The organism is Streptomyces sp. NPDC046821, from assembly GCF_040645335.1.
In the GTDB taxonomy this organism is placed as follows: domain Bacteria; phylum Actinomycetota; class Actinomycetes; order Streptomycetales; family Streptomycetaceae; genus Streptomyces.
The window spans coordinates 1-25486 of the sequence record NZ_JBEYYB010000018.1; the positions used below are offsets into that span (position 1 = coordinate 1).

A 25486-nucleotide genomic window follows, 5' to 3' on the forward strand; every position below is an offset into this window, starting at 1 on the left:
GCCGCGCGGACGTGCAGAGCGTCCCGGTCCGGATCGGCGTAGACGGCAACGCTCGCGATCCCGGCGTCCCGGCACGCCCGGGCCACGCGGACAGCAATTTCGCCACGGTTGGCGATGAGCACCTTGCGCACGATGGCTCCCTCCTTGAAACAAGCCGAGTTTAGGGACTGCCGACACGGGCTTACGACCCGTCCCCGTGAGTGAGCTTGCCCACACAGAGTGCTATTCGAGGCGCCCTCAAGTGATGAAACCCCTTGTGGCGCCCGGGTGCCCAGCCTTCCCTCTTGGAACCCTAGCCCGCCACAGCGGGCTAGGTCTCTGTGAGACGGCGCTGCGCGCCCCTACGTTTCTTTGTGGAGTCCCTACGAATGGCCCAACGATTCTTTGCCTCCGGCAGAACCCTTGTCCCGCGCTTTACCCGTTAGTAGCGTTCGCGAGGTCTTGTACGTACTAGGGGTAACAGCAGTCGAAAGTGGGTGGGGTTCCGGTGGCTCGTAGACCGGTGGCGTGGGTGGCCGCGATCGTCCTCTTCGCGGAGGCGATCGGTATCGCCCTGCTCAACTGGTTTCTGGGGCTGGTGGTGGACAGCCAGAAGATGTCGCTGGCCGGGCTCGACCCCCGCGCCATGACCGTCTCCACGTGGATCGGCGGCGGGCTCTTCGGGCTCTATCTCGTGCTGTGCGCCCTCGTCCTCGTACGCAGCGCCGTGCGCGACCGCGCGCCGGGCGGGTTCGGGCGCATCCTGCTGATCAGCGCGGCCGTCGTGCACGGGCTGCTCGGGGCGTTCGCGATCGGCCTCGTCGGCTGGCTCGCGTTCGTCTTCATGATGGTCGTGCTCGGGCTCATCGTGCTGACGCTCGTCGCGTACGACCGTAAGGACGGCGGCGCGGGGAGCGGTACGGGGACGGAGGGGCCGGCCGACGGGGCCGCCGGCGGGAACGGGGCGCCGCAGCCCGCGTGACGTGATCCGTGAGCGTGAAGAGGGGGAGCCGCCGCCGGCAGCTCCCCCTCTTCGGCGTCGGCTCGTCAGTTCGTCCACAAGTCCGTGATGTTGGTGCCCAGTTGGGCCAGCAGGCGGCGCAGCAGCGGCAGGGACAGGCCGATCACGTTCCCGTGGTCGCCGTCGATGCCGTCGATGAACGGAGCCGAGCGGCCGTCCAGGGTGAACGCGCCCGCCACGTGCAGCGGCTCGCCCGACGCCACGTACGCGGCGATCTCCTCGTCGCTCGGCTCACCGAAACGGACCACCGTCGAAGCCGTCGCCGACGCGTACTGGTTCGTCGCCGTGTCGTACACGCAGTGGCCCGTCTGGAGGGTGCCCGCGCGGCCGCGCATCGACTTCCAGCGTGCCGTGGCCTCTTCGGCGTCGGCCGGCTTGCCGAGCGCCTGGCCGTCGATGTCCAGGACCGAGTCGCAGCCGATCACCAGGGCGCCGTGCACCTCCGGCTTCGCCGCGACCACGGACGCCTTCGCCTCGGCGAGCGCGAGGGCCAGTTCGGCGGGGGTGGGGGCTTTCACTGCGTCCTCGTCGACCCCGCTGACGAGCACCTCGGGGGCGAGGCCGGCCTGGCGCAGGAGGGCCAGCCGGGCGGGGGACTGGGAGGCGAGGACGAGACGGCGGCGTGGATCACTCATGGGGCCAGGGTTCCACATGCCGGGGGCCGGGGGTCACGTTCGGACCGGGCTCAGGGTTCGCGTTCGGACGGGCCCGTCGTTTGTGATCAGACGATGCCGAGTACCAGCATCGCCACCACCATCGCCAGCGCGAGCAGCACCCCGGCGCGGCGCAGCATCTCCTGCGTCTCGCGCAGCTCCTCGGGGGGCTCGTTCTCCGGGTCCGACCACAGCATGGATCCGATACTGCTGCGGCTGCGGCCGGTGCGCCTGAGTACGCGTACTCAAGCGCACCCGCCGTTAAGAACTACGCGGGCCAGTACGTGCGGGCCCAGCTCGCCGGGCCCGGGGACGGGCGGCGGGCCTGCGCCAGCCTGGCCGGGTCGGCCCACGAGTCGCGGGTGCGGGCGGTGCCGGTGGGCGTGCCGACCATCAGCGCCGCGCGGGCCTGGACCACCGCGAGGGCGGCGGCGAGTTCTTCGGGGGTGGGGTTGCCCCGTACGACCTTGATCATCATGGAGTGGCTCCGGCGGGTGGGGTCGGGGGGCTTAGAGGGGGATGTTGCCGTGCTTCTTGGGCGGCAGCGATTCGCGCTTGGTGCGGAGCTGGCGGAGGCCTCTCACGATGTGGGAGCGGGTGTCGGAGGGCATGATCACGGCGTCGACGTAGCCGCGCTCGGCCGCGGTGTAGGGGTTGAGGAGGGTGTCCTCGTACTCCTGGATGAGCTGGGCTCGGGTCGCGTCGACGTCGTCCGCTGCCGCGAGGGTCTTGCGGTGGAGGATGTTGACGGCGCCCTGGGCGCCCATGACGGCGATCTGGGCGGTGGGCCAGGCGAGGTTGAGGTCGGCTCCGAGGTGCTTGGAGCCCATGACGTCGTACGCGCCGCCGAAGGCCTTGCGGGTGATGACCGTGATCAGGGGGACCGTTGCTTCCGCGTAGGCGTAGATCAGCTTGGCGCCGCGGCGGATGATGCCGGTGTGTTCCTGGTCGACGCCCGGGAGGAAGCCGGGGACGTCTACGAAGGTCAGTACCGGGACGTTGAACGCGTCGCACGTGCGGACGAAGCGGGCCGCCTTTTCGGAGGCGTCGATGTCCAGGCAGCCGGCGAACTGCATCGGCTGGTTGGCGACGATGCCGACCGGGTGGCCCTCTACTCGGCCGAAGCCGGTGAGGATGTTCGGGGCGAACAGCGCTTGTGTCTCGAAGAACTCGGCGTCGTCCAGGACGTGTTCGATCACGTTGTGCATGTCGTACGGCTGGTTCGCGCTGTCCGGGACGATCGTGTCCAGCTCGCGGTCCTCGTCCGTGGGCTCCAGGTCCGCCTCTTCGGGGAAGGCGGGGGGCTCGGACAGGTTGTTCGAGGGGAGGTAGGACAGGAGGGTTTTGACGTACTCGATCGCGTCTTTTTCGTCGCCCGACATATGGTGGGCCACGCCTGAGCGGGAGTTGTGGGTGCGGGCGCCGCCCAGTTCCTCGAAGCCGACGTCTTCGCCGGTGACCGTCTTGATGACGTCCGGGCCCGTGATGAACATGTGGCTCGTCTGGTCGACCATGACCGTGAAGTCCGTGATCGCCGGGGAGTAGACCGCGCCGCCCGCGCAGGGGCCGACGATCAGGCTGATCTGGGGGATCACGCCGGACGCGTGGGTGTTGCGGCGGAAGATCTCGCCGTACATGCCCAGCGCCATGACGCCCTCTTGGATGCGGGCGCCGCCGGAGTCGTTGATGCCGATGATCGGGCAGCCCGTCTTGAGGGCGAAGTCCATGACCTTGATGATTTTCTGGCCGTAGACCTCGCCAAGGGCGCCGCCGAAGACCGTGAAGTCCTGGGAGAAGACGGCCACCGGGCGGCCTTCGACCGTGCCGTAGCCGGTGACGACGCCGTCGCCGTAGGGCTTGTTCTCGTCCAGGCCGAACGCGGTGGAGCGGTGGCGGGCGAACTCGTCGAGCTCGACGAACGACCCTTCGTCCAGGAGCAGTTCGATGCGCTCACGCGCCGTCAGTTTGCCCTTCGCGTGCTGCTTCTCGACGGCGCGCGCGGAGCCGGCGTGGGTGGCCTCTTCGATCCGGCGCTGCAGGTCCGCGAGCTTGCCCGCGGTCGTGTGGATGTCAATGGCGCTGGACACGTTGGGCTCTTCCGGAACGGACATCGGGATGCGGCTCCCTGGCTGCTCAATGGTGGCGTGAGTACGTGGGGTGAGTGCGGGGGTGGTGCGTGCCTGCGTGCGGGGTGGTGGGTGCGGGCGGGCGGTACGTGCGTGCGCGCGGGCGCGGGCGCTGGCGCGGTGGGGATGGGGGCTACCGACTCGTAGCGTAGTGGCGCCCATACCGTTCGGCAGTGCGGCGTTTACCACACCTAGGGTGGGTTGCATGACGCCCCGAAATGCATCAGACGACAACGCTGACCAGCCCTGGACGGACCTTGACCGGCCGCCCCTGAACGCTTCAGCCTTGCGGCGTGGCCTCGTGCGGGGAGGGCTGTGGTCCTCCCTCGACGTTGTCTCCGCCACCGGGTCCACCAACTCCGATCTCGTCGCCCTCGCCGCTGGTGGGAAGGCCGACGAGGGCGCCGTGCTCGTCGCCGAGTCGCAGACTGCCGGGCGGGGGCGGCTCGACCGGCAGTGGACCGCTCCGCCTCGGTCCGGGCTCTTCTTCTCCGTCTACTTGAAGCCTGGTGACGGTGTGCCCGTCGAGCGGTGGGGGTGGCTTCCGCTGCTCGTCGGGGTCGCCGTCGCTACGGGGCTTGCTCGTGCCGCCGGTGTCGATACGGCCCTCAAGTGGCCCAACGACCTGCTGGTGAACGTCGACGGCGATGAGCGCAAGGCCGGGGGCATCCTTGCCGAGCGGGCCGGGGACGGGGTTGTCGTGGGCGTGGGGCTGAACGTCTCGCTCCGCGCTGATGAGCTGCCTGTGGCTCGGGCCGGGTCGCTGGCTCTGGCGGGGGCCGTCTCCACTGATCGGGACACCTTGCTTCGGGCCGTTCTTCGGTCGCTCGAGGAGCGGTACGTCGGGTGGCGGGCCGCCGGTGGGGATCCTGCCGTGTCCCGGCTTCAGGAGACCTATGCCGCGGGGTGCGCCACGCTTGGGCGGCAGGTGCGGGCCGAGCTTCCTGGGGGGAGTGAGCTTGTGGGGGAGGCCGTTGCTGTTGATGGGGACGGGCGGCTTGTCATCGCCTCCTCGGGTGGGGAGCGGCAGCCTGTGGGGGCTGGGGACATCGTTCATCTGCGGTGATCCCGGGGCAGCCCAGTGGGCTGTGGGGCCTTTGGTTTTTCGGGCTGTTTTTGCCGGTGGGGGACGGCGTTCTTTCGGGTGCGGGGCCGCGGGGGCATGTACGTGCTCGCTGTTCTACGGGTTTACGTGGGGTTGGCTTCACGTGGGTGTGGTGCTGGTGGCTCCGCGCGCACATGCCCCCGCGGCCCCTCCCGTTTCGTACGCGGCTTTCCGCCGGTGGTGGGTCCTTTTGGCCCCTGGGCCTTCTCGTACGCGGCTGATCGGGGGTGATCAGGTGTGATGTGGGAGTGAGCTGTGGCACACCTGCCGTAAAGTTGAGGCCGGTCGATACATGACCGCGGCAGATCGGAAGGGCAGCAGGCGTGACCGTCGACGACTCGGGCTCCGGCGCGGGCACCCCATCCGACATCGAGTCTGTCGAGGACGGTGCCGGCGGGCATGATCCGCTTGCCCTCCGGCTTGAGCAGCTCATTCTTGGTGCCGAGCGGCGGTATACGCCGTTTCAGGCCGCCCGCAGCGCTGGTGTCTCCATGGAGCTCGCCTCTCGGTTCTGGCGTGCCATGGGGTTTGCCGATATCGGGCAGGCCAAGGCTCTGACTGAAGCTGATGTGCTTGCTCTGCGGCGGCTTGCCGGTCTTGTTGAGGCTGGGCTGTTGAGTGAGGCCATGGCTGTTCAGGTCGCTCGGTCCACCGGGCAGACCACTGCTCGGCTTGCTGAGTGGCAGATCGATTCTTTTCTGGAAGGGCTTACTGAGCCTCCTGAGCCCGGGATGACCCGGACTGAGGTCACCTACCCGCTGATGGAACTGCTTCTGCCTGAGCTGGAAGAGTTCCTTGTGTACGTCTGGCGGCGGCAGCTTGCTGCGGCTACCGGGCGTGTGGTGCAGGCCGCCGATGATGAGGAGATGGTCGATCGGCGGCTGGTGGTCGGGTTTGCCGATCTTGTTGGGTTCACTCGGCTTACCCGGCGGATGGAGGAGGAGGAACTCGGGGAGCTGGTGGAGGCCTTTGAGACCACCGCTGCTGATCTTGTCGCCGCCAATGGGGGGCGGTTGGTCAAGACTCTGGGTGATGAGGTCTTGTACGCCGCCGATGATGCCGGGATCGCTGCTGAGATCGCTCTGCGGCTCATCGAGACCATGGCCAATGACGAGACCATGCCCGAGGTGCGGGTCGGGATGGCCTTCGGGACCGTCACTACCCGGATGGGCGATGTCTTCGGGACGACCGTGAATCTTGCCAGTCGGCTCACTTCTATAGCTCCTCGTGATGCTGTGCTCGTTGATGGGGCCTTTGCTGAGGAGCTTCAGAGGGGTGGGGCCGCTCCTGTTTCTGAGGCTGAGGCTGCTGCTCTTGCCGAGAAGGAGGGGGAGGACGCGCCCTCGTATCGCTTCGCCCTTCAGCCCATGTGGCAGCGGCCTGTCAGGGGGCTCGGTGTCGTCGAGCCCTGGCTTCTTACGCGGCGGCCGAACTAGGATCCCTCCCGCTGTTAACTGACGTTAACCGGGAGGTCCTGTGAGCGAGCGGTTCGGGGAGTTCGTCGAGGTGCGACGGCACGGGTTCGTCGCCGAGCTCGTTCTCGACCGGCCCAAGGCCATGAACGCTGTCTCCAGCGCCATGGCCGTGAGTGTTGGAGAGGCGTGTGCCTTTCTGGCAGGGGACGGTGATGCTCGTGTTGTCGTTCTTTCGTCTTCTTCGCCTCGTGCGTTCTGTGTCGGGGCTGATCTGAAGGAGCGGAATTCGTTTTCCGACGCTGAGCTTGTTCGGCAGCGGCCTGTCGCTCGGGGGGCTTATACGGGTGTGCTCGAGCTTCCTATGCCTGTTGTCGCCGCCGTGCATGGGTTCGCTCTCGGGGGCGGGTACGAGCTTGCTCTTGCCTGCGATCTCATCGTTGCTGATGAGACTGCTGTCGTGGGGCTGCCTGAGGTGTCCGTGGGTGTGATTCCGGGGGGTGGCGGTACTCAGTTGTTGCCTCGGCGGGTGGGGGGTGCTCGGGCCGCTGAGTTGATCTTCTCGGCGAGGAGGGTCGAGGCTCGGGAGGCGTTGGCTCTTGGGCTTGTCGATCAGGTCGTGGGGGAGGGGGGCGATGGGGAGGCGGCTCTTGAGCTTGCCGGTCGTATCGCTGCCAATTCGCCTGTCGGGCTTCGGGCTGCCAAGCGGGCTCTGAGGCTTGGTCAGGGGCTTGATCTGCGGGCCGGGCTCGAGGTCGAGGATGCCGCCTGGCGGGCTGTCGCCTTCTCGGGGGACCGGGCCGAGGGCGTTGCCGCCTTCAACGAGAAGCGGGCGCCCCAGTGGCCCGGTGAATGAATATTTATGCCCGCGTACGCGCCCTGAATGTATCGAGCTGGGGTTTTCTTTCCTAATCTTGGGTTATGGGAGAGGAAGTCCGGTTGCGGGCCGTGGTCGCGATGGCGCAGGGAATGGCCGCGGCGCAGTCTCCGCGTGAGTCCTGGCGCGCCGCGGCCCTCGGGGCCTGCCGCGCACTGTCCGGTACGTTCGCCGCGCTGTCCGTGTGGGAGCGCGAGCGCGGGCGGTTGCGTGTGCTGGTGAACGTGGGCGACCGCGCCGAGGGTGAGGTCGAGTTTCCCGAGGACGAGGCCTATCCCGTCCATCAGTTCCCCGAGATCACCGAGTTCCTGCACGAGCAGTGGGCCGGCGGCGGTGCTCCCCGCGCCTGGGTGGAGACCGCCGCCGGGAACGTACGCGGTGGTGGGTACTGCCATCAGCGCGTTGCCGCCCTGCGCCGGCGTGGGCGTGGGTGTTGTGTCGTCGCGCCTGTGGTTCTCCATGGGCGGGCCTGGGGTGAGCTGTATGTCGCCCGGCCCGATGGGGACGAGGTTTTCGGGGCTCAGGACGCTGCTTTTGCGACCGTTCTTGCCGCTGTGGCCGCTGCCGGAATTGCGCAGACCGAGCGGCTTGAGGAGGCCCGGCGGCTTGCCTTTACGGATGCGCTGACCGGGCTCGCCAATCGGCGTGCCGTTGATATGCGCCTCGATGAGGCCATCGAGGCGCATCGAGAGAAGGGGGACGTTGTTTCGCTTGTCGTGTGTGATCTGAATGGGCTCAAGCGCGTCAATGACTCGTTGGGCCATGCCGTGGGGGATCGGCTGCTCGAACGGTTCGGGTCTGTGCTGTCGCTGTGCGGGGCCATGCTGCCGGGGGCCCTCGCCGCTCGGCTCGGTGGGGACGAGTTCTGTCTGGTGGCGGTTGGGCCTGACGCTGACGATGTGGTGCGCGCCGGGGAGGAACTGTGCTTGCGCGCCCTGGAGTTGGAGCTGGGGGATGGTGTGGCGTGCGGGATCGCTTCTACCGGGGATCCCATTGGGGAAGTGCGAAGTGCCCGGCGGCTTTTTCGGCTTGCCGATGCTGCTCAGTACCGGGCCAAGGCTCTGCGGGCCGTGAAGCCTGTTGTCGCCGGGCGCGATGGGCCCGATGACCCCGTGGTGCGGCTCGCCGACTCGCCTCCGCCGCCCCTGGGTGACGGGGAGCGGCGGCGTATTCGCGGGCGGGACTCGGGGTACTAGGAGCTGCTCAGTACGTCGTACGGCTTCTTCTCGTCGAGTACGTCAGGAAGCCGACGCCGATGCCGAGGAACGCCGTGCCGCCGATCAGGTACGGGGTGGTGTCCACCGAACCCGTGTCGGCCAGGCGGAGTTGGGCGCCGGACCGGGTGTGTACCGCTGTCTGCTGCTGGTCTGCCTCCGCTGGTTTCTCGGGCGTCGCGGTGGCGGACGGTACGAACCACAGGGCAGCGAGGAGCGTCCCTGCTGCGGTGGCGGTGTACAGCGATCGTCGTGCGGCGGACACGGAATCGATCCCCCTTGTGGCGCTGGCGAATTGGCCGTGTGAGCCGATGTTAGTGAAAGGTGCGGGTCACACGAAAGTCACGGGAGGCCCGAGGCTTACCCTCCGTCGTATGAGCACCTCTGAGACATCACGATTTGTTCGGCTGCGCGTCGATTTGGTCCTGGAGATCGAGGACGGCGCCGCGATCACCGGGGCCGCGCTGCAGCGCATCGCCGACGACGTCGACATGCCGGCCGACGAGCGGGCTCATGCCGTGTCGGCCGTCAACGAGGACGAGGCGGAGGCGCTCGCCTATCTGGTCGACCCGTTCGACCTGGTCGGTGACGTGCCCGGGGTGGAACTCGTCCAGGCCTCCTGGTCCAGCGAGCCGGTCGACTACGACCCCGATTCGCCGGACTGGGACCTCGACGTGGATGATGACGCATCAGACGACGCTTTCGGCGGCCCGGACGGGTCGCGCGGCTAGGCGACTGCGGATCGGAAGAGCAGGACCGGGAACCCCGGCCGGCAACCGCCGGCCGGGGTTTCGTCGTCCCGGCTCAGGCGGGGGTGTCGGAGAAGTTCTGTTATCACTGGTGCACGCCTGGTCACGAGGGTTCCGACGTGGCGTCCCCCACATCGGGGGCCGATTTGGAACGGGACGAACCGGTCATGGCGTTACATGGGGTACGGGGATCCCCTTGTCGGGGGTCGGGGCCCTTCGGGGGTTTCGGGGTTGTTGGGGAAAGTTGGCGACGATGGAGAAGCGTGTGATGACGGACAGTAAGCGGCGCAAGGGTCTGATGGCCGCGTCCGCCCTGGTCGGCGGAGTGCTGATGATCTCTGCGTGCAGCGGAGGCGGAAGCAAGGCCGCGGCCGAGGAAAGCGGCAAGAAGTCGCAGGCCCAGGTCGACGAGGCCGCCGCGCAGAAGACGTCCGCGGCGCTCATCAAGATCGCCCCGAAGGACGGCTCCGACAACGCCGGCATCAACAACGACGCCAAGGTCACCGTCAGCAAGGGCACGCTCACGAACGTGCAGATGACGACCGCCGACGGCACCGCGGTCCAGGGGCAGATATCCGCTGACAAGAAGAGCTGGAAGCCCGCCGGCCAGCTCCAGCGCGCCACCGTCTACAAGATCGCGGCCGAGGCGAACGACTCCAGCGGCCGCACGGCCCACGAGAACGCCTCGTTCACGACGGTCTCGCCGGCCAACAGCTTCATCGGCAACTTCACGCCCGAGGACGGTTCCACCGTCGGTGTCGGTATGCCGGTCTCGATCAACTTCGACAAGGCGATCGCGAACAAGGCCGCCGTCCAGAAGGGCATCACGGTCACCTCCAGCAGCGGCCAGAAGGTCGTCGGCCACTGGTTCGGCAACCAGCGCCTGGACCTGCGCCCGCAGGAGTACTGGACCGGCGGTTCCACCGTCACTCTCAACCTGAAGCTCGACGGCGTCGAGGGCTCGAACGGCGTCTACGGCGTTCAGCAGAAGACCGTCACCTTCAAGATCGGCCGCAACCAGGTCTCGACGGTCGACGCGAACACCAAGATGATGACGGTCACCCGCGACGGCAAGGTCATCAAGACCATCCCGATCTCGGCCGGTTCGCCGGAGAACAAGACGTACCAGGGCCAGATGGTGATCTCCGAGAAGTTCAAGGAGACCCGCATGGACGGCTCGACGGTCGGCTTCAAGGGCACCGACGGCAAGGGCGAGTACGACATCAAGGACGTGCCGCACGCGATGCGTCTGTCGAGCTCCGGCACCTTCATCCACGGCAACTACTGGGGCGCCAAGTCGATCTTCGGCGGCGTCAACACCAGCCACGGCTGCGTCGGCCTGTCCGACACCAAGGGTGCCAACGACAAGAACACGCCGGGTTACTGGTTCTACGACAACTCCATGGTCGGTGACGTCGTCATCGTGAAGAACACCGGCGACAAGACGATCCAGCCCGACAACGGCCTCAACGGCTGGAACATGGACTGGGCGCAGTGGACGGCCGGTTCCGCGGTCTGATCTGACGCTCGGACGAACGCCGTATCCGGCTGACCGTCGTATGACGGCGAGCTGATTTCCGGCTGGATTCCCGCGCAACCCGGTGCAACCGACGGCCCTCCTGCGATATCTCTACGCAGGGGGGCCGTTCGGCGTCTCCTGTCGGTGAACTACCGTCACCAGGGGGAAAGTTGCACATACGGAAGCGAATAACCGTAAAAAGATTCAGTGCGGGGACCGTGGCCGCCGCGGCGGCTGTCGTCCTCGCCGCGGGTCTGACCACTCCGGCCGCCGTCGCCGCGCCGAGCGCAGCGGCGGCTTCGTCCGGCGAGGCCGCGAAGTCCGGGCCGAAGCAGCACATCACGCTCATCACCGGTGATCGCGTCACGCTCGACGCGAAGGGGAAGCCGGTCGGGTACCAGCACGCCAAGGGCCGCGAGCACATCCCCGCGCAGACCCGCACCGTCGGCGGCCACACCCTCGTGGTCCCCGCCGACGCGCAGCGGCTCGTCGCGAGCGGCAAGCTCGACCAGCGGCTCTTCGACGTCACCGAGCTGTCCAAGTCGGCCAACCGCAAGGCCCAGAAGCACGGCCTCAAGGTGATCGTCGGCTACAAGGGCTCCGCCACCGCGGCCAGGGCCGATGTGCGCGACGCCGGCGACACGACCGTCCGCAGGACGCTCAAGTCGCTCAACGCGGACGCCGTCACCACGCCCGAGCAGGACGCCCGGCAGCTGTGGAGCGCCCTCACGGACTCCAACGGCGCCGCCGCCTCCGGCATCAGCCACGTGTGGCTCGACGGCGTCCGCAAGGCCAGCCTCGACAAGTCCGTGCCGCAGATCGGCGCCCCCAAGGCGTGGGCCGCCGGCTACGACGGCAAGGGCGTCAAGATCGCCGTCCTCGACACGGGCGTCGACAAGACCCACCCCGACCTGGCGGGCCAGGTCGTCGCCGAGCAGAACTTCTCCGAGGCCGCCGACGCGGTGGACCGCTTCGGCCACGGCACGCACGTCGCGTCCATCGCGGCGGGTACGGGGGCCAAGTCCGGCGGCAAGTACAAGGGCGTGGCCCCCGGCGCGAAGATCCTCAACGGCAAGGTCCTCAGCGACGACGGCTACGGCGACGACTCGTCCATCATCGCCGGCATGGAGTGGGCGGCCTCGCAGGGCGCCGACGTCGTCAACCTCAGCCTGGGCGGCGGCGACACCCCGGAGATCGACCCGCTCGAGGCCGAGGTCAACAAGCTGTCCGCCGAGAAGGGCATCCTCTTCGCCATCGCGGCGGGCAACGAGGGCGAGTTCGGGGACTCGACCGTCGGCTCCCCGGGCAGCGCGGACGCCGCCCTGACCGTCGGCGCGGTCGACGACAACGACAAGCTGGCCGAGTTCTCCAGCCGCGGCCCGCGCGTCGGCGACGGCGCCGTCAAGCCCGACGTCACCGCCCCCGGCGTGGACATCACGGCCGCCGCGGCTCCCGGCAGCGTCATCGACAAGGAGGTCGGCGAGAACCCCGCCGGCTACCTCACGATCTCCGGTACGTCGATGGCCACCCCGCACGTCGCGGGCGCCGCAGCGATCCTCAAGCAGGAGCACCCGGACTGGACGTCCGCCCAGCTCAAGGGCGTCCTCACCGGGTCCGCGAAGGGCGGCGCGTACACGCCGTTCGAGCAGGGTTCGGGCCGTATCCAGGTCGACAAGGCCATCGCGCAGACCGTGTTCGCCGAGCCCGTCTCGGTGAGCTTCGGCGTCGCGCAGTGGCCGCACACCGACGACACCCCGCTCACCAAGAAGGTGACGTACCGCAACACCGGCGACAAGGACGTCACCCTCGGCCTCACCGCGTCCGGCACCGGTCCGACCGGAAAGCCCGCCCCGGCCGGCTTCTTCACGCTCGGCGCGGCGCAGGTGACCGTCCCGGCGGGCGGCACCGCCTCCGTGGACCTGACCGCGGACACCCGGCTCGGCGGCACGGCCGACGGCGCGTACTCCGCGTACGTCGTGGCGACGGGCGGCGGCCAGTCCGTCCGTACGGCCGCCGCCGTGCAGCGCGAGGCCGAGTCGTACGACGTGACGCTCAAGCACATCGGGCGGGACGGCAAGGACGCGCAGGGCTACGAGACCAGCCTGACGTCTCTGAAGGGCGCCACGGCGGGTGCGTCCTACTACGCCTACGACCCGCAGTCGGGGACTGCCAAGGTCCGTGTCCCCAAGGGGAGTTACCTCCTCAACGAGTTCCTCGCGGCCGACCCCGAGGACTTCACGAAGGGCGCCGACTGGCTGGCGCAGCCGAAGCTGGACGTCACCAAGAACACGACGGTCACGCTCGACGCGCGCACCACGAAGCCGGTGTCCATCACCGTCCCCGACGCCGCCGCGAAGGGTGCCCTGGCGGCGCCCGAGTTCTCCGTCGACACCGCCGACGGCACGTTCGCGTACGGCTGGATCCTGGACTCGTACACCAACTTCCGCACCGCGGGCCTCGGCCCGGAGGCGTCCGGCATCCAGCTCCAGCAGCAGTGGAGCGGGGCGTGGACGAAGGGCGCGGACACCGAGTACGACACCGTGTCCGGCGGCACTGTGAAGAAGCTCGCCACCGGCTACACCAAGCACTACAAGGCGAGTGACCTGGCCACGGTCAAGGTCGGTCTCGGTGGCGCGGCGAGCAACAAGACCGGCGCGCTCACCGCGTACGGCATGTTGCCCGTCAGCGACGGAGGCTGGGCGGTCGCCGTCGACCAGAAGCTCCCCGGCACCCGGACCCTGCACCTGTCCACCGGCGACAAGGTGAAGTGGGGCCTGGACTTCTCGCAGAACGGTCCCGAGGACAGCGACGGCTTCCCGACCGAGGAGGCCGGCTACACGCTGGGCAACCCGCAGACCTTCGCGGCCGGCAAGACGTACGCGAAGACGTTCAACACCGCCGTCTTCGGTCCCCGCATCGGCGGCGACTACGGCGTCTACCGCGACGGCAACGAGATCTACGGCAACCTGCCGATGTACGCCGACGGCAAGACCCACGCCGGCTACTCGCAGTACCTCTCGGTGAAGACCACGCTCTACAAGGGCAGCACCAAGGTCGGCGAGAACGACGACCCGCTGGTGGGCGACAAGTCGTTCAAGGTCACGTCCGGCGACGCCGAGTACAAGCTGACGACGTCCATCAAGCGCAGCGTCAAGGTCGCGGCGGCGTCCACGCGGATCGACGCGAGCTGGACGTTCCGCTCGAAGAAGCCGGCGTCGTCGGCGCAGTCGGTGAAGCTGCCGCTGTCCACGGTGCGCTTCAACGCGGCGGTCGGTCTCGACAGCCGGGTCCCCGCCGGGAAGGCGCAGTCGGTCCCGGTCACCGTCACGGGCGCGGCCGCGGGCAAGAACCTCAAGTCGCTGTCCGTGTACGTGTCGTACGACTACGGCCAGACCTGGAAGAAGCTGACCGTCAAGAACGGCAAGGTCAGCGTGAAGAATCCGGCGAAGGGCGAGGGCGTCTCGTTCCACGCGAAGATCGCGGACACGAAGGGGAACAAGTCGACGATCTCGATCTACAACGCGTACTACGGGAAGTAGTTGTCGGTTGAGTGGTGGCCCGTCCTGGCTTTGCGGCCGGGGCGGGTCGCCCTTGTTCTTCCGGGGTCAGGCGTCGTTGCGGGCCGTGTCTGCCGCCTGCGCCGCCCGTACCGCGTCCGTGCCCCAGCTCGCCAGGAGGCGCAGCGCCTCCGCAGACGGGGAGCCCGGCTCCGCGTGGTACAGGACCAGGAACTGCTCCTCGTCGTCCGGGAGTTGCAGCGTCTCGTACGACAGGGTCAGGTCGTCGACGAGCGGGTGCCGCATCTGCTTCACGCCGTGACACTTCTCCTTGACGTCGTGCGTCGCCCACAGCCGCCTGAACTCCTCGCTCTTGACGGAGAGTTCGCCGACCAGCGCCGACAGGTCCGGGTCGTCCGGGTGGCAGCCCGCGTACAGCCGCAGATAGCTGACCACGTCGGACGCCTTGGAGTCCCACTCCAGGAACAGGTCGCGGTAGGCGGGGGAGAGGAAGACGAGCCGCGCCCAGTTCCGCTCGCGCGGCGGCAGCTCGCCCCAGTCGCCGAACAGCGCCGCCGCCATCCGGTTCCACGCGAGGATGTCCGAGCGCGGCCCGCTGATGTACGCGGGTACGCCGTCCAGCGTGTCCAGGAGCTGGCTCAGCGCGACCCGTACCTGCGCGGGCCTGCCGGAGCGCTTCCGCTTCTTGTGCTGCTTGGGCTTCGCGAGATGCGTCAGGTGGGCGTGCTCCGCGCTGCTGAGCCGCAGGGCCCGGGCGATCGCGTCGAGCACCTCCGCCGACACGTTGCGTCCGTTGCCCTGTTCCAGGCGCGTGTAGTACGCGACGGAGACGCCCGCCAGCTGCGCCAGCTCCTCGCGGCGCAGGCCCGGGACGCGCCGGTGCCGGCCGAAGTCGGGCAGGCCCACGTCCTCGGGCTTCAGGCGGGCGCGACGGGTACGCAGGAACTCGCTGAGCTCGGAGCGCCGGTCGAGGGGTTCGGCGGCGGGCGTGTGCGGGGTGCCTGTGGGGGCCGGGGTGGCCGGGGTGTGGGCGGTGTCCGAGGTCTCGGGGCTGCCCTGATCGTCCATGACCTCAAGTATCACCGGAGCGTTCCTGGTCGTACGAACGTCTGCCTGACCCCGCCAGTAGTAGGACCACTGTGCGTACGCAAAGCGGGGCACGGCCCTGGGGCCGCCGCGTACCCCCAGGTGGGGCACTCTGGAACGCATGACAGCTCAGACCACCACCGTCGGCGCCTACGCCGCACCCTCCGCCAAGGCCCCGCTGGAGCGCACCACCATTGAGCGCCGCCCGGTGGGCGAGTTCGACGTACGCATCGACATCAAGTTCGCCGGCATCTGCCACTCCGACATCCACCAGGCCCGCAACGGCTGGGGCGAGGGAATTTTCCCGATGGTCCCCGGCCACGAGATCGCCGGTGTGGTCAGCGAGGTCGGCTCCGGCGTGACCAGGTTCACGGTCGGCGACCGGGTCGGCGTCGGCTGCCTCGTCGACTCCTGCCGTGAGTGCGAGAACTGCCTGGCCGGGCAGGAGCAGCACTGCCTGCGCGGGACCGTCGGCACGTACAACGACATCGGCAAGGACGGCGAGCCCACGTTCGGCGGCTACTCGCAGGCCGTCGTCGTCGACGAGAACTACACCGTCCGCATCCCCGACGGCCTGGCTCTGGACGAGGCCGCGCCGCTGCTCTGCGCGGGCATCACCACCTACGCGCCGCTCAAGCGCTGGGGCGCGGGACCCGGCAAGAAGGTCGCCGTGATCGGCCTCGGCGGGCTCGGCCACATGGGCGTCAAGATCGCGCACGCGCTGGGCGCCGAGGTGACCGTGCTGTCGCAGTCCCTGCGCAAGAAGGACGACGGCCTGAAGCTGGGCGCCGCGCACTACTACGCGACGAGCGACCCGGCGACGTTCCAGGAGCTGGCGGGTACCTTCGACGTCATCCTGTCCACGGTGTCCGCGCCGCTCGACTTCGGTGCGTACCTGAGCCTGCTCCGGACCGGCGGCGTCCTCGTGAACGTCGGCGCCCCCGAGGAGCCGATCGCGCTCAGCCTCTTCTCCCTCATCGGCGGCGACAAGATCCTCGCCGGCTCGGCCATCGGCGGCATCGCCGAGACCCAGGAGATGCTCGACTTCTGCGCGGAGCACGGCCTCGGCGCGGAGATCGAACTGATCGAGGCGAGCCAGGTCAACGAGGCGTACGAGCGGGTGCTCGCGAGCGATGTGCGGTACCGGTTCGTGATCGACGCGGCGACGATCTGACCTCAGGTCTGTGATCTGACCTCAGGTCTGTGAGGAGGGGGGGCCGGGTGCGTCCCGCCGTGCGGCGCGTGCCCGGCCCGGGGCCGGCGGGATCGGCGAGGGCCTTGCGACCGTCGCCGTCACCCGGCCCTGCCGCCCTCCATCGCCCGTCGTGCGCCGACCTCTGTCGGGTACTCGCGGACGGTCAGCGCCGCCACGCACCAGCCCACGCAGAACGCGGCGAACGCCGGCATGACGGGAGCCGCGATCACGATGAGCGCACGGCCGAGAACCGCCAGACCGGTGGAGCGCCCGGCGGTGTCACGCCGTGCGGCGCGCGCCCGGCCCGGGGCGGGCGGATCGGCGAGGGCCTTGCGATGCCCACGCCGCTGCACGACCCACCCCCACACGAGAGCCACGCACCCCGCTACGCCCTGCGCGATGTCCCACCCGCCGCGCACACCGCCCGGCAGCACCTCACGGAACCCCTCGTAGAGGCTGACCGAGACGAAGCAGAAGAACGCGAGAACAGCCACCCACAGCACACCGGTCCAGGCGCGCTGCATCCAGTACCGCGCCCCACGCTCGTACCAAGTGGTCCCTAGTCCGGGCAGCGCCGGAATGCGGCCTCCGCCCGGCACGGGCGAGGCCCCCGCGGCGGGGACGTCAGAAGATGCTCTTGATGCCACCCCAGACATCCTTCCCAAGTCGCTTGAAGTCGTCCCCGGTCTGGGAGAGGACATGACTGGTGCCGTGCAGCACACCGCCGACGACACCGTCCTTGTGGATGTCCTCGCTCCAGTGCTCGTGGAAGGCGTGGTCGATGACACCCGTCGCGCCGATCACGACCGCGCCGCCGACCCCGGCCACCACGGCGACCGGGACGTCGAAGGGCGCGGCGGCCACCAGGCCCGCGGTGATGGCCGTACCGGCGACGAGGCCGCCGACGTTGGCACCGCCGTCCACGGCGACCGAGTGCTGCCAGGACCAGCCCTTGTCGTGGTCGTCCGACGCCTCCAGCAGACCACACGCGCCGGCGGCGGCGACATCCAGGACCGGGATCTCCTTGAGGAAGTCCGGGAGCTTCTCCACACCCTCGCCGACGCGCAGCGCGTCCGCGGCGTCGGTCAGCTTCACGTTCAGAGCGCGGTCGTAGGGCAGTGCCGTACTGCCGTGATCGGCGCGGGCGATGTCCTGCTCCAGCGACTCGACGCCCGCGACGGCGTCGCGATACGCGCTCTTGGCGGGGAGGTCGTCGGGCAGGGCGCGACCCTCGCGCTGGAACGCCTTGCGCTCCTTGCGGAGTTCCTTCTTGGCGGCCTGCTCCTCCGATTTGGCGTCGTCGATCCGCGAGCGGGCCTCCTTGCCGCCGGCCCGCGCGTCCTCCGCGTCGTAGGCGTACAGGCCGCGCAGATAGTCGGCGAGGGTGACCTTGTCGCCAGGGGAGACCTTGTCGGTGACCTGGGCATACAGGCCGCGCAGCCCGTCGGCGGCGACGAGCCGCGCGTGCTGGGCCGTGCGGAGGACTTCCTTGCGCGCCGTGTCGTACTCCGCGGCGGCGGACAGCGCCTTTTGGTCGTCGGCGCTCGGCGGATCGGCCGTGACGAACGCCTGCGGAACGCCCTTGTCGCCCATGGGGACGCCCTTGCGCGTGGCGATGTGCTCGGCGTTCTTCAGTGCCGTGTCGCAGGCGGAGAGCGCGTCGACGAGGGTGCCGAGGATGTCGCCGGCGTCGTGCACGAGGCCGGCGAAGGCGCCCGCCGTCAGCGCGTCCTCGCTCCAGGCGCCACGGAAACTCTCGGCGGCGTCGCCCTGCCAGCCCGCGTCGTGCACCAGCGCGTCCACGGCGTCGCTCAGCGGATGGACGACGCCTTCGAGCGCCTTCTTGGCGTTGCGGTACGTCTCGGCCATCGTGCGCAGCCCGCCGATGTCGCCGCCGACCCAGCTGTCGGCCATCAGCCCTCGCCCGCCATCAGATCCTCGAACAGGCCGTGTACGTCGATGTCGTGCCGCCGCAGCGAGTCGCGGGCGGCGGTGACCTTGTCGCCGTGGTCGTCGAGCCGGTCGGCGAAGCCGATGTGCAGGGCGACGATGAGGTCGGCGATCTCCTTGAGGGCGTGATCGAGCCCGGCGTCGCCCCCGTCGGCCAGGGGCGGGGCGACCTGGGGGTGCAGTTCGCGGTAGTGGCCGGCCTCGCGGTGGAAGGTGCCGGCCATGGAGGTGAGGTCGCTCATGACCACTTTGAGGTCGGCCATCAGGACACCTCCCGGGCGTAGGTGGCCAGGTCGGCCTCCTGCCAGTTGTGGTGTCCCGGGGCCACCTCGGGGTCGAGGCGGACGCGGGCGCCGTGCTCGCGCATCCCTTCGGCCAGGGGGCCGATCGAGGCGGCGATCCACGGCTGGGCCGGGCCGAGCGCGGACACGAGCTTCTCCAGCGTCGTGAACGCGAGGGCCACCGTTCCGTCCTCGGGGTGCGCGAAGAGCTCGTACGCGATGAGGGGAACGCGGGCGGGGTGGCCCTTTGCGTCCGCGATGTCGGCGTAGCGGGGATGGGCCGGTACGAACACGGCCGTGTGGTACGCGGGGACACCGGGCTTCGGGCCCGCCCCGTCGGCGTGCGCGGGCACACCCGGGTCGATGCCGCCGTCGTAGTCGAGGAGCCGTGAACGTCCGTGCCGGGGGTTGTTGTCACCCCCCGTGGGAGGCACTGCCTCGGCGTCCCCGACGAAGTCGAGAAGCCGCGAACGTATGGGCACCTCCACCACTCTCTCTCCCCCTCGCTGCGGACGCTTTCGTTCCGTCACACTAGCCAGCAAAGGAGAGAGCAAATCCCGCTATGTCACCCGCTACAGGGACCACATGCCGAACACATACGGCGCCTTTCCCGCCACCTTGCCGCCTTTTGACCATTCGATGACCGGAATGGCAGCTGTAGGTCGCGGGTCCGGCGCGCGTACGTTCTTACGGGTCGCCCGGGGCTGTCAGCCCTCCGTCTTCGCCACGCCGATCGGGCAGGAGACCCCCGTGCCGCCGATGCCGCAGTAGCCTGCCGGGTTTTTGTCCAGGTACTGCTGGTGGTAGCCCTCGGCCGGGAAGAATTCGCGGGTGTCCGCCGGGAGGAGTTCTGTGGTGATCGTGCCGTGGCCCGCGCCCGTCAGGACCTGCTGGTAGGACGCGCGGGACGCCTCCGCCGACGTGGCCTGGGCCGGGGTGTGGGTGTAGATCGCGGAGCGGTACTGCGTGCCCACGTCGTTGCCCTGGCGGAAGCCCTGCGTCGGGTCGTGGGACTCCCAGAAGACCTTCAGAAGCTGCTCGTACGACACCTCGGCCGGGTCGTAGACGACGCGGACGGCCTCGGTGTGGCCGGTCAGGCCCGAGCAGACCTCCTCGTAGACCGGGTTCGGGGTGGAGCCGCCCTGGTAGCCGACCAGCGTCGTCCACACGCCGGGCGTCTGCCAGAACTTGCGCTCGGCGCCCCAGAAACAGCCCAGGCCGAAGTCGGCGACCTCGAGGCCGTCGGGGTAGGGGCCCAGGAGCGCGTTGCCGAGGACCGTGTGCCGGGACGGGACCTCGTACTCGCGGGTGGCCCGCCCCTTGAGGGCCTGGTCCGGGGTCGGGATCTGGGGCGTCGTACGGCCGAAGAGCATGGGGTCCTCCTGGGAAGGCTGCGCGCGCACCGGTGTTGCCGGGCGCCTCCCCGTCAACGTACGAGAAGGCGCCGGCATTCCAGAACAGCCCTCAGTGCCGCAGCGTCGCCGGGCTTCCGCCGTTCGCCTCGTAGCCCGCGACCGCCAGGGCGCGGTACACGGCGTACGTCTCCGCCGGGTCCGGGCCCGTCGTCCAGGGGAGCGCGCCCACGTGGCCGTCGACGTGCAGCAGCTGCTCCATCGCCTCGGCCCAGCGCTCGCAGCGGACCAGGAAGAACACCAGGAGGTGGCGGACGTGGGCGACCATCGGGTCGTCGGCGCGGGCGCCCTGGACCGCGAAGAGCGCGCCGTGGACCGACTTGGTGACGACCTCGCTCTGGTAGAAGGTGCGCACCAGATTTACGTCGGGCAGGTGCTCGTGGAGCGCGAAGAGGGGGAGCGCGGCGAGGAGCGAGCCCTGCGGGGCGCGCGCGGCGGCCGCCTCGGCGAAGGAGAACGCGAGCTCACGGGAGCCGTGCCACTTCTCGCACCAGTACCGCAGACCGGCCAGATGGGCGCCCATGTGCCCGGGTGCCGTGTCGAGGATCTTGAGCCAGAGCTGCTCGAAGTCGTGCTGGGAGTAGTCGAGCCCGCGGGCGACGGCAAGGTGCGTGATGTGCGGGACCGGATCGCCCGGGGCGAGCAGCGCCGCCGCCTCGCAGGCCGACTTCGCCTCTTCGAGGATGATGCGCCGCTCGTCGGCCTGGTCCTCACCGCCCGCCGTCCGCCAGGCCTGTTGCACCAGGAACTCCGCGAACACCTGTGCCCCGCCCGGGTCCTTGGGGTCCTGGGCACGCCACGCGTGCAGCCATCCGGCGCCGAGCCGCGGCGTCTGCGCGAGCTCCAGGGCGGCGGCCCCGGCGACGGCCTGCACCCGCTCCCAGCGCTGCTCGGTCTCCTTGCCGGTGCCGGCGAGAAGCTGCGCGGCGGCCGTGAAGTCCTGATTCCGCTGGACCACCGCCATGACGTCCAGCAGGTCCTGGTCGGGGCCCGGGAGGCGTACGTCCAGGTCCTCCTGGCGTACGAAGCCGTAGTCCGCCGGGTCCGCGGCGTCCGGCGACCCCGGCGCGACCCGGCGGATCCCGCCGCGCCTGCGCAGCACGAGCGCCGCCACCAGCATCACTGCCATCAGCCCCCAGAGAATTCCCATGCCCACAAGCGAACCAGACGGGTCCGACAATTGGCGAACCAGCCCCGGAACGGCCGCCGCCGGGCCCGCTCCGCACTACGCTCGGGCCGCATGAGCGACACGCACAACAGCCAGAGCGCCCACGGCGGTCACGGGTTCGAGACAGTGGCCATCCACGCGGGCAACACGGCCGATCCCCTGACGGGCGCCGTGGTTCCTCCGATCTACCAGGTCTCCACGTACAAGCAGGACGGCGTCGGCGGTCTGCGCGGCGGCTACGAGTACAGCCGCAGCGCCAATCCGACCCGGACCGCGCTCGAGGAGAACCTCGCCGCACTCGAAGGCGGCAGCCGTGGCCTCGCGTTCGCCTCCGGGCTCGCCGCTGAGGACTGCCTCCTGCGGACGCTGCTCACCCCCGGCGACCACGTGGTCATCCCGAACGACGCGTACGGCGGCACGTTCCGGCTGTTCGCGAAGGTCGTCTCGCGGTGGGGCGTCGAATGGTCGGTCGCCGACACCAGCGACCCGGCCTCCGTGCGCGCCGCGCTCACCCCGAAGACCAAGGTCATCTGGGTCGAGACGCCGTCCAACCCGCTGCTCGGGATCACCGACATCGCCGCCGTCGCGCAGGTCGCGCGCGAGGCGGGCGCGCGGCTCGTCGTCGACAACACGTTCGCGAGCCCGTACCTCCAGCAGCCGCTGTCGCTCGGCGCGGACGTCGTCGTGCACTCCCTGACGAAGTACATGGGCGGCCACTCGGACGTCGTCGGCGGCGCGCTGATCGTCAATGACGCCGGTCTGGGTGAGGAGTTGGCGTACCACCAGAACGCGATGGGCGCGGTCGCCGGGCCGATGGACGCGTGGCTCGTGCTGCGCGGCATCAAGACGCTGCCCGTCCGCATGGACCGGCACAGCGAGAACGCGACGAAGGTCGCCGACATGCTGACGCGGCACGCGCGCGTGACGCGTGTGCTGTACCCGGGCCTTCCGGAGCACCCCGGTCACGAGGTCGCCGCCAAGCAGATGCGGGCGTTCGGCGGCATGGTGTCGTTCCTGGTCGACGGCGGCGAGGAAGCGGCCGTCGCGGTGTGCGACCGGGCGAAGCTGTTCACCCTGGGCGAGTCCCTGGGCGGCGTCGAGTCCCTGATCGAGCACCCGGGTCGCATGACGCACGCGTCGGTCGCCGGGTCGGCACTTGAGGTGCCCGGCAACCTCGTACGCCTCTCCGTGGGCATCGAGTCGGCCGACGACCTCCTCGCGGACCTTCAGCAGGCGCTCGGCTGAGCACTCGGCTGAACCGGTTCACCAGCCCGTGAGCGGTGGAGTCGTCCGCGACGGCGGCTCCACCCAGGGCCTGGCCAGCGACGCCCATACGAAGAAGGCGGTCACCGCCAGGCCGAGCGCCAGCCATCCCAGCCGCCGCAGCGCCCTCCTGCGGCGCAGGATCCGCGTCCCCCGGCGCACCGCCTCGGGGTGGATCTCGGGCGGTACGACGCTGTGGACGGCGTCGTCCAGGATCGCGCGGACCTCGCGCTCCATACGGGCCTGCGCGTTCATGACGGCGCCCCTTCCAGGGCCCGCGAGGGCGCGGGTTCGCGCGGCGGGTGCAGGACGAGCGCGACGGCGCGCGCGTGGATCGCCTGTACGCGCTCCACGGGGAGGCCCAGCAGGGCGGCCACCTGCTCCTCACCGACGCCTTCGTAGAGGCGCAGTACGAGGATCAGCCGCTCCTGGGGGCCGAGGTGACGCAGGACGCCCCCATGACCGCGGTGCCGGTGCCAGGCCGCGCGGGCGAACGGCAGAGCGAGTTCCTTGCGGGCACGGTCGTACGGGTCCTCGCCGCGCAGCCGGTCCCATGAGGCGTAGGTCCGCGCGAGCGCTCCTGTCAGCAGCTTCCGCGCGCGTGGGTTGTCGTCGGGCGGTTCCGTGGTGAGCAGCGTCGCGGCATGGAGCAGCCGCCCTGCCGCGCCCGCGACGAACGCCTCGAACTCCTGGGCACGGCGGGCGTCCTGGGACGCGCGCCGTTCTCGCACCGCACCTCCAGCCGGACACTCACCGACGGAACGGGCCCCCGCTGCCGCGCGAGGGGGACCCGGTTTCCATTGAGGGCGGGCGGGGGCGTGGGGTCAAGAGCCGGGAGGCGGCCGCCCCGGGGCCCGTGAACCGGAAGGCGGCCCCGGCGTAAGGACCGTCAGGACCGTAAGGACCGTCAGGATCCGGAGGCGGCGTCCCCGGACGGGGCCGGCTGGCCCGTCTGCCGCGCGGACAGCGCGACGTTGAAGCGTGTGAGGAGCGCGCAGAACTGTTCGCGCTCCTGCGGGGTCCACTCCTGCGTCAACTCGGCCATCAGGGACCGCCTGGAAGTGCGTACGTCGTCGAGCCGGTCGAGCCCGCGCGGCGACAGCTGGAGGACGACCGCGCGTCCGTCCTCCGGGTGGGACGTCCGCTTGACGAGGCCCGTGTCGACGAGCGGCGCGACCTGACGCGTCACCGTCGAGGAGTCGATGCCCATGCTCGCGGCGAGCGCCTTGACGCCCATCGGGCCTTCCTTGTCCAGGCGGTTGAGCAGCAGATACGCGGCTCGGTCCATCGAGTTGCGCACCTGCCCGACCCCGCCGAGCCGGGTCTGTTCGGCACGGCGGGCGAAGACCGCCACCTCGTGCTGCAGGGTTTCGAGGAGGCCGGTGTCGCCGGCGGTCGACATGTCCATCATTTCCGGTGGTGTGGGCATGGCCGGGGGCTCACTTCATGCGGGGGTGGTGGTTTGGGGGACAGGGTACGCGGCTGGAAGGCAGGTCGTACCGACGCTTCGGAAACCAGTCTCGGCCCGTGGTCACGGCGGGAGGCGTACGGCGTGAGCTGCGAGACTTGCCGTCATGAGCTACAGCACGGCTGACTCCTTGCCGACGGTAACCCTGGACGATGTGCGCGGCGCGCAGAAGATGCTCTCGGGGGTCGCTCGGATGACGGCGATGGAGGGCAGCAGGCACCTGTCGGGCCTGGTCGGAGCCCCCGTGCACCTCAAATGCGAGAACCTCCAGCGGACCGGTTCCTTCAAGCTGCGCGGCGCCTACGTGCGGATCGCGGGTCTGCTGCCCGAGGAGCGGGCCGCCGGAGTGGTCGCGGCCAGCGCCGGAAACCATGCGCAGGGTGTCGCGCACGCGTCGTCACTCCTGGGCGTCCGTTCTACGGTCTTCATGCCGGTCGGCGCGCCCCTCCCGAAGGTCGCCGCGACCCGTGACTACGGCGCCGAGGTGCGGCTGCACGGCCAGGTGGTCGACGAGACGCTGGCGGCGGCCGAGGAGTACGCGCGCGAGACGGGCGCCGTGTTCATTCACCCGTTCGACCACCCGGACATCATCGCCGGGCAGGGCACGGTCGGCCTGGAGATCCTGGAGCAGTGCCCGGAGGTGCGCACGATCGTCGTGGGCATCGGCGGCGGCGGGCTCGCCGCGGGCGTCGCCGTGGCGGTCAAGGCGGTGCGACCCGACGTGAAGGTGATCGGCGTGCAGGCGGCGGGCGCGGCCGCGTACCCGCCCTCGCTCGCGGCCGGGCGCCCGGTGTCGATCCCGTACCCGGCGACGATGGCCGACGGCATCAAGGTGGGGCGGCCCGGCGACGTGCCGTTCCGGATCGTCGAGCAGATGGTCGACGAGGTCCGCACGGTCTCGGAGGACGAGCTGTCGAGCGCGCTGCTGCTGTGCCTGGAGCGGGCCAAGCTGGTCGTCGAACCGGCCGGGGCGAGCCCGGTGGCCGCGCTGCTGAGCGACCCGCGGTCGTTCGAGGGGCCGGTCGTGGCGCTGCTTTCGGGCGGCAACGTCGACCCGCTCCTGATGCAGCGCATCCTGCGCCACGGCATGGCCGCCGCCGGCCGGTACCTGTCCTTCCGGCTGCGTCTGACGGACCGGCCGGGCGCCCTGCACACGCTCCTCGGCGTCCTCTCGGCGGTCGACGCGAACATCCTCGACGTGGGCCATGTGCGGACGGACCCGCGGCTCGGTCTGACGGAGGCGGAGGTCGAGCTGCACCTGGAGACGAAGGGGCCGGTGCACTGCGCCGAGGTGGGCACGGCGCTGCGCGAGGCCGGATACATCGTCATCGACTGACGCGCCCGCGCCCCATGTGGCACGTAGGCGCAGGTCGTGGGGCGGCCGCCGCGGATTACGGAAAACCAGTTGTTGAGACGCGATGTATCGCGATACCGTGTGGCACGCGTCACCACTCTGCCGGGCGCACCCAGACCGGCAAACCTACGATTTT

Annotated in this window: 27 protein-coding genes; 11 read left to right on the forward strand and 16 right to left on the reverse strand. The window is 69.8% G+C overall.

Translation table 11 applies throughout. The annotated features are described in order from the left end of the window. The coding region (locus ABZ893_RS31280) for a biotin carboxylase N-terminal domain-containing protein (protein WP_311593543.1) at positions 1-131 on the reverse strand (131 nt) is incomplete at its 3' end. Between the two features lie 356 nt (positions 132-487). Here ABZ893_RS31280 and ABZ893_RS31285 point away from each other — a divergent pair. Beyond that, positions 488-961, forward strand: a complete 474-nt coding sequence (locus tag ABZ893_RS31285) for a hypothetical protein (RefSeq protein ID WP_361410605.1) — start codon at positions 488-490, stop codon at positions 959-961. Positions 962-1026: 65 nt separating this feature from the next. Here ABZ893_RS31285 and ABZ893_RS31290 read toward each other — a convergent pair whose 3' ends face one another. The 4 genes from ABZ893_RS31290 to ABZ893_RS31305 form a co-directional block, all read right to left on the reverse strand. Beyond that, a complete protein-coding gene (locus tag ABZ893_RS31290; protein ID WP_361410608.1) occupies positions 1027-1635 on the reverse strand; it encodes a nucleoside triphosphate pyrophosphatase in 609 nt (202 codons plus the stop codon). Between the two features lie 86 nt (positions 1636-1721). After that, positions 1722-1850 carry a hypothetical protein gene (locus tag ABZ893_RS31295; protein WP_361410611.1) on the reverse strand — a complete coding sequence of 43 codons (129 nt, stop codon included), beginning with the start codon at positions 1848-1850 and terminating at the stop codon, positions 1722-1724. 71 nt (positions 1851-1921) lie between these two features. Beyond that, a complete protein-coding gene (locus ABZ893_RS31300) occupies positions 1922-2131 on the reverse strand; it encodes an acyl-CoA carboxylase epsilon subunit (RefSeq protein WP_361410614.1) in 210 nt (69 codons plus the stop codon). Between the two features lie 31 nt (positions 2132-2162). Then, entirely contained in the window at positions 2163-3764 is a 1602-nt protein-coding gene (locus ABZ893_RS31305; RefSeq protein WP_361410617.1) for an acyl-CoA carboxylase subunit beta, read from the reverse strand. Between the two features lie 220 nt (positions 3765-3984). Here ABZ893_RS31305 and ABZ893_RS31310 point away from each other — a divergent pair, with 220 nt between their 5' ends. From ABZ893_RS31310 to ABZ893_RS31325, 4 genes are all read left to right on the forward strand, one after another. Beyond that, positions 3985-4845: a biotin--[acetyl-CoA-carboxylase] ligase gene (locus ABZ893_RS31310; RefSeq protein WP_361410620.1), complete on the forward strand. Its 861-nt coding sequence runs from the start codon at positions 3985-3987 to the stop codon at positions 4843-4845. 362 nt (positions 4846-5207) lie between these two features. Then, complete coding sequence (locus ABZ893_RS31315; protein ID WP_361410623.1) at positions 5208-6320, forward strand: adenylate/guanylate cyclase domain-containing protein; 1113 nt, start codon at positions 5208-5210, stop codon at positions 6318-6320. Positions 6321-6360: 40 nt separating this feature from the next. After that, positions 6361-7152: an enoyl-CoA hydratase-related protein gene (locus ABZ893_RS31320; RefSeq protein WP_361410626.1), complete on the forward strand. Its 792-nt coding sequence runs from the start codon at positions 6361-6363 to the stop codon at positions 7150-7152. 65 nt (positions 7153-7217) lie between these two features. Next, positions 7218-8369 carry a GGDEF domain-containing protein gene (locus ABZ893_RS31325; protein ID WP_361410629.1) on the forward strand — a complete coding sequence of 384 codons (1152 nt, stop codon included), beginning with the start codon at positions 7218-7220 and terminating at the stop codon, positions 8367-8369. Positions 8370-8376: 7 nt separating this feature from the next. Here ABZ893_RS31325 and ABZ893_RS31330 read toward each other — a convergent pair whose 3' ends face one another. Next, positions 8377-8652, reverse strand: coding sequence for a hypothetical protein (locus ABZ893_RS31330; protein ID WP_361410633.1), 276 nt, complete (start codon positions 8650-8652; stop codon positions 8377-8379). Positions 8653-8761: 109 nt separating this feature from the next. Here ABZ893_RS31330 and ABZ893_RS31335 point away from each other — a divergent pair, with 109 nt between their 5' ends. The 3 genes from ABZ893_RS31335 to ABZ893_RS31345 all read left to right on the forward strand — a co-directional run bounded on the left by ABZ893_RS31335 (position 8762) and on the right by ABZ893_RS31345 (position 14194). Beyond that, positions 8762-9118 carry a hypothetical protein gene (locus ABZ893_RS31335; RefSeq protein WP_361410636.1) on the forward strand — a complete coding sequence of 119 codons (357 nt, stop codon included), beginning with the start codon at positions 8762-8764 and terminating at the stop codon, positions 9116-9118. A 286-nt stretch (positions 9119-9404) separates the two neighbouring features. Then, the gene (locus ABZ893_RS31340) at positions 9405-10655 is read left to right on the forward strand and encodes an Ig-like domain-containing protein (RefSeq protein ID WP_361410639.1); all 1251 of its coding nucleotides are present in this window, start codon (positions 9405-9407) and stop codon (positions 10653-10655) included. Between the two features lie 218 nt (positions 10656-10873). After that, the gene (locus ABZ893_RS31345; protein ID WP_361410642.1) at positions 10874-14194 is read left to right on the forward strand and encodes a S8 family serine peptidase; all 3321 of its coding nucleotides are present in this window, start codon (positions 10874-10876) and stop codon (positions 14192-14194) included. Positions 14195-14260: 66 nt separating this feature from the next. Here the strand turns inward: ABZ893_RS31345 and ABZ893_RS31350 are convergent, their stop codons facing one another. Next, the gene (locus ABZ893_RS31350) at positions 14261-15241 is read right to left on the reverse strand and encodes a helix-turn-helix transcriptional regulator (protein ID WP_361410645.1); all 981 of its coding nucleotides are present in this window, start codon (positions 15239-15241) and stop codon (positions 14261-14263) included. Between the two features lie 139 nt (positions 15242-15380). Between ABZ893_RS31350 and ABZ893_RS31355 the strand changes: the two genes are divergently transcribed. Beyond that, complete coding sequence (locus ABZ893_RS31355) at positions 15381-16433, forward strand: NAD(P)-dependent alcohol dehydrogenase (RefSeq protein ID WP_361410647.1); 1053 nt, start codon at positions 15381-15383, stop codon at positions 16431-16433. A gap of 119 nt (positions 16434-16552) precedes the next feature. Here ABZ893_RS31355 and ABZ893_RS31360 read toward each other — a convergent pair whose 3' ends face one another. The 6 genes from ABZ893_RS31360 to ABZ893_RS31385 all read right to left on the reverse strand — a co-directional run bounded on the left by ABZ893_RS31360 (position 16553) and on the right by ABZ893_RS31385 (position 21247). Beyond that, positions 16553-17101, reverse strand: a complete 549-nt coding sequence (locus ABZ893_RS31360) for a hypothetical protein (RefSeq protein WP_361410650.1) — start codon at positions 17099-17101, stop codon at positions 16553-16555. Next, complete coding sequence (locus tag ABZ893_RS31365) at positions 17079-18368, reverse strand: hypothetical protein (RefSeq protein WP_361410653.1); 1290 nt, start codon at positions 18366-18368, stop codon at positions 17079-17081. The genes ABZ893_RS31360 and ABZ893_RS31365 overlap by 23 nt, the downstream gene beginning before the upstream one ends. Then, positions 18368-18667 (reverse strand): DUF6317 family protein, encoded by a 300-nt coding sequence (locus tag ABZ893_RS31370; protein ID WP_361410656.1) that lies wholly within the window; start codon positions 18665-18667, stop codon positions 18368-18370. The genes ABZ893_RS31365 and ABZ893_RS31370 overlap by 1 nt, the downstream gene beginning before the upstream one ends. Next, positions 18667-19167 carry an SAV_915 family protein gene (locus ABZ893_RS31375; RefSeq protein ID WP_361410659.1) on the reverse strand — a complete coding sequence of 167 codons (501 nt, stop codon included), beginning with the start codon at positions 19165-19167 and terminating at the stop codon, positions 18667-18669. The genes ABZ893_RS31370 and ABZ893_RS31375 overlap by 1 nt, the downstream gene beginning before the upstream one ends. A gap of 225 nt (positions 19168-19392) precedes the next feature. Then, entirely contained in the window at positions 19393-20058 is a 666-nt protein-coding gene (msrA, locus tag ABZ893_RS31380) for a peptide-methionine (S)-S-oxide reductase MsrA (RefSeq protein WP_361410662.1), read from the reverse strand. Positions 20059-20149: 91 nt separating this feature from the next. Beyond that, positions 20150-21247 (reverse strand): hypothetical protein, encoded by a 1098-nt coding sequence (locus ABZ893_RS31385; protein ID WP_361410664.1) that lies wholly within the window; start codon positions 21245-21247, stop codon positions 20150-20152. A 90-nt stretch (positions 21248-21337) separates the two neighbouring features. Here ABZ893_RS31385 and ABZ893_RS31390 point away from each other — a divergent pair, with 90 nt between their 5' ends. Then, positions 21338-22510: a cystathionine gamma-synthase gene (locus tag ABZ893_RS31390; RefSeq protein ID WP_361410667.1), complete on the forward strand. Its 1173-nt coding sequence runs from the start codon at positions 21338-21340 to the stop codon at positions 22508-22510. 18 nt (positions 22511-22528) lie between these two features. On the opposite strand, the gene ABZ893_RS31395 is transcribed toward ABZ893_RS31390, so the two are convergent. From ABZ893_RS31395 to ABZ893_RS31405, 3 genes are all read right to left on the reverse strand, one after another. Next, positions 22529-22783, reverse strand: coding sequence for a hypothetical protein (locus ABZ893_RS31395; RefSeq protein ID WP_361410670.1), 255 nt, complete (start codon positions 22781-22783; stop codon positions 22529-22531). Then, entirely contained in the window at positions 22780-23259 is a 480-nt protein-coding gene (locus tag ABZ893_RS31400; RefSeq protein WP_361410673.1) for a sigma factor-like helix-turn-helix DNA-binding protein, read from the reverse strand. Before ABZ893_RS31400 ends, ABZ893_RS31395 begins: the two co-directional genes overlap by 4 nt. 176 nt (positions 23260-23435) lie before the next feature. Further along, positions 23436-23936 carry a MarR family transcriptional regulator gene (locus ABZ893_RS31405; RefSeq protein ID WP_361410904.1) on the reverse strand — a complete coding sequence of 167 codons (501 nt, stop codon included), beginning with the start codon at positions 23934-23936 and terminating at the stop codon, positions 23436-23438. 166 nt (positions 23937-24102) lie between these two features. Here ABZ893_RS31405 and ilvA point away from each other — a divergent pair, with 166 nt between their 5' ends. Further along, positions 24103-25332 (forward strand): threonine ammonia-lyase, encoded by a 1230-nt coding sequence (gene ilvA / locus ABZ893_RS31410; protein ID WP_361410676.1) that lies wholly within the window; start codon positions 24103-24105, stop codon positions 25330-25332. Positions 25333-25486 lie beyond the last annotated feature (154 nt).

Coding starts and splice junctions, on each gene's coding strand:
- ABZ893_RS31340 (WP_361410639.1), top strand. CDS start 9,405: ATGACGGACAGTAAGCGGCGCAAGGGTCTGATGGCCGCGTCCGCCCTG.
- ABZ893_RS31295 (WP_361410611.1), bottom strand. CDS start 1,850: ATGCTGTGGTCGGACCCGGAGAACGAGCCCCCCGAGGAGCTGCGCGAG.
- ABZ893_RS31305 (WP_361410617.1), bottom strand. CDS start 3,764: ATGTCCGTTCCGGAAGAGCCCAACGTGTCCAGCGCCATTGACATCCAC.
- ABZ893_RS31395 (WP_361410670.1), bottom strand. CDS start 22,783: ATGAACGCGCAGGCCCGTATGGAGCGCGAGGTCCGCGCGATCCTGGAC.
- ilvA (WP_361410676.1), top strand. CDS start 24,103: ATGAGCTACAGCACGGCTGACTCCTTGCCGACGGTAACCCTGGACGAT.
- ABZ893_RS31365 (WP_361410653.1), bottom strand. CDS start 18,368: ATGGCCGACAGCTGGGTCGGCGGCGACATCGGCGGGCTGCGCACGATG.
- msrA (WP_361410662.1), bottom strand. CDS start 20,058: ATGCTCTTCGGCCGTACGACGCCCCAGATCCCGACCCCGGACCAGGCC.
- ABZ893_RS31390 (WP_361410667.1), top strand. CDS start 21,338: ATGAGCGACACGCACAACAGCCAGAGCGCCCACGGCGGTCACGGGTTC.
- ABZ893_RS31300 (WP_361410614.1), bottom strand. CDS start 2,131: ATGATGATCAAGGTCGTACGGGGCAACCCCACCCCCGAAGAACTCGCC.
- ABZ893_RS31355 (WP_361410647.1), top strand. CDS start 15,381: ATGACAGCTCAGACCACCACCGTCGGCGCCTACGCCGCACCCTCCGCC.
- ABZ893_RS31370 (WP_361410656.1), bottom strand. CDS start 18,667: ATGGCCGACCTCAAAGTGGTCATGAGCGACCTCACCTCCATGGCCGGC.
- ABZ893_RS31325 (WP_361410629.1), top strand. CDS start 7,218: ATGGGAGAGGAAGTCCGGTTGCGGGCCGTGGTCGCGATGGCGCAGGGA.
- ABZ893_RS31290 (WP_361410608.1), bottom strand. CDS start 1,635: ATGAGTGATCCACGCCGCCGTCTCGTCCTCGCCTCCCAGTCCCCCGCC.
- ABZ893_RS31385 (WP_361410664.1), bottom strand. CDS start 21,247: ATGGGAATTCTCTGGGGGCTGATGGCAGTGATGCTGGTGGCGGCGCTC.
- ABZ893_RS31405 (WP_361410904.1), bottom strand. CDS start 23,936: ATGGACATGTCGACCGCCGGCGACACCGGCCTCCTCGAAACCCTGCAG.
- ABZ893_RS31350 (WP_361410645.1), bottom strand. CDS start 15,241: ATGGACGATCAGGGCAGCCCCGAGACCTCGGACACCGCCCACACCCCG.
- ABZ893_RS31310 (WP_361410620.1), top strand. CDS start 3,985: ATGACGCCCCGAAATGCATCAGACGACAACGCTGACCAGCCCTGGACG.
- ABZ893_RS31335 (WP_361410636.1), top strand. CDS start 8,762: ATGAGCACCTCTGAGACATCACGATTTGTTCGGCTGCGCGTCGATTTG.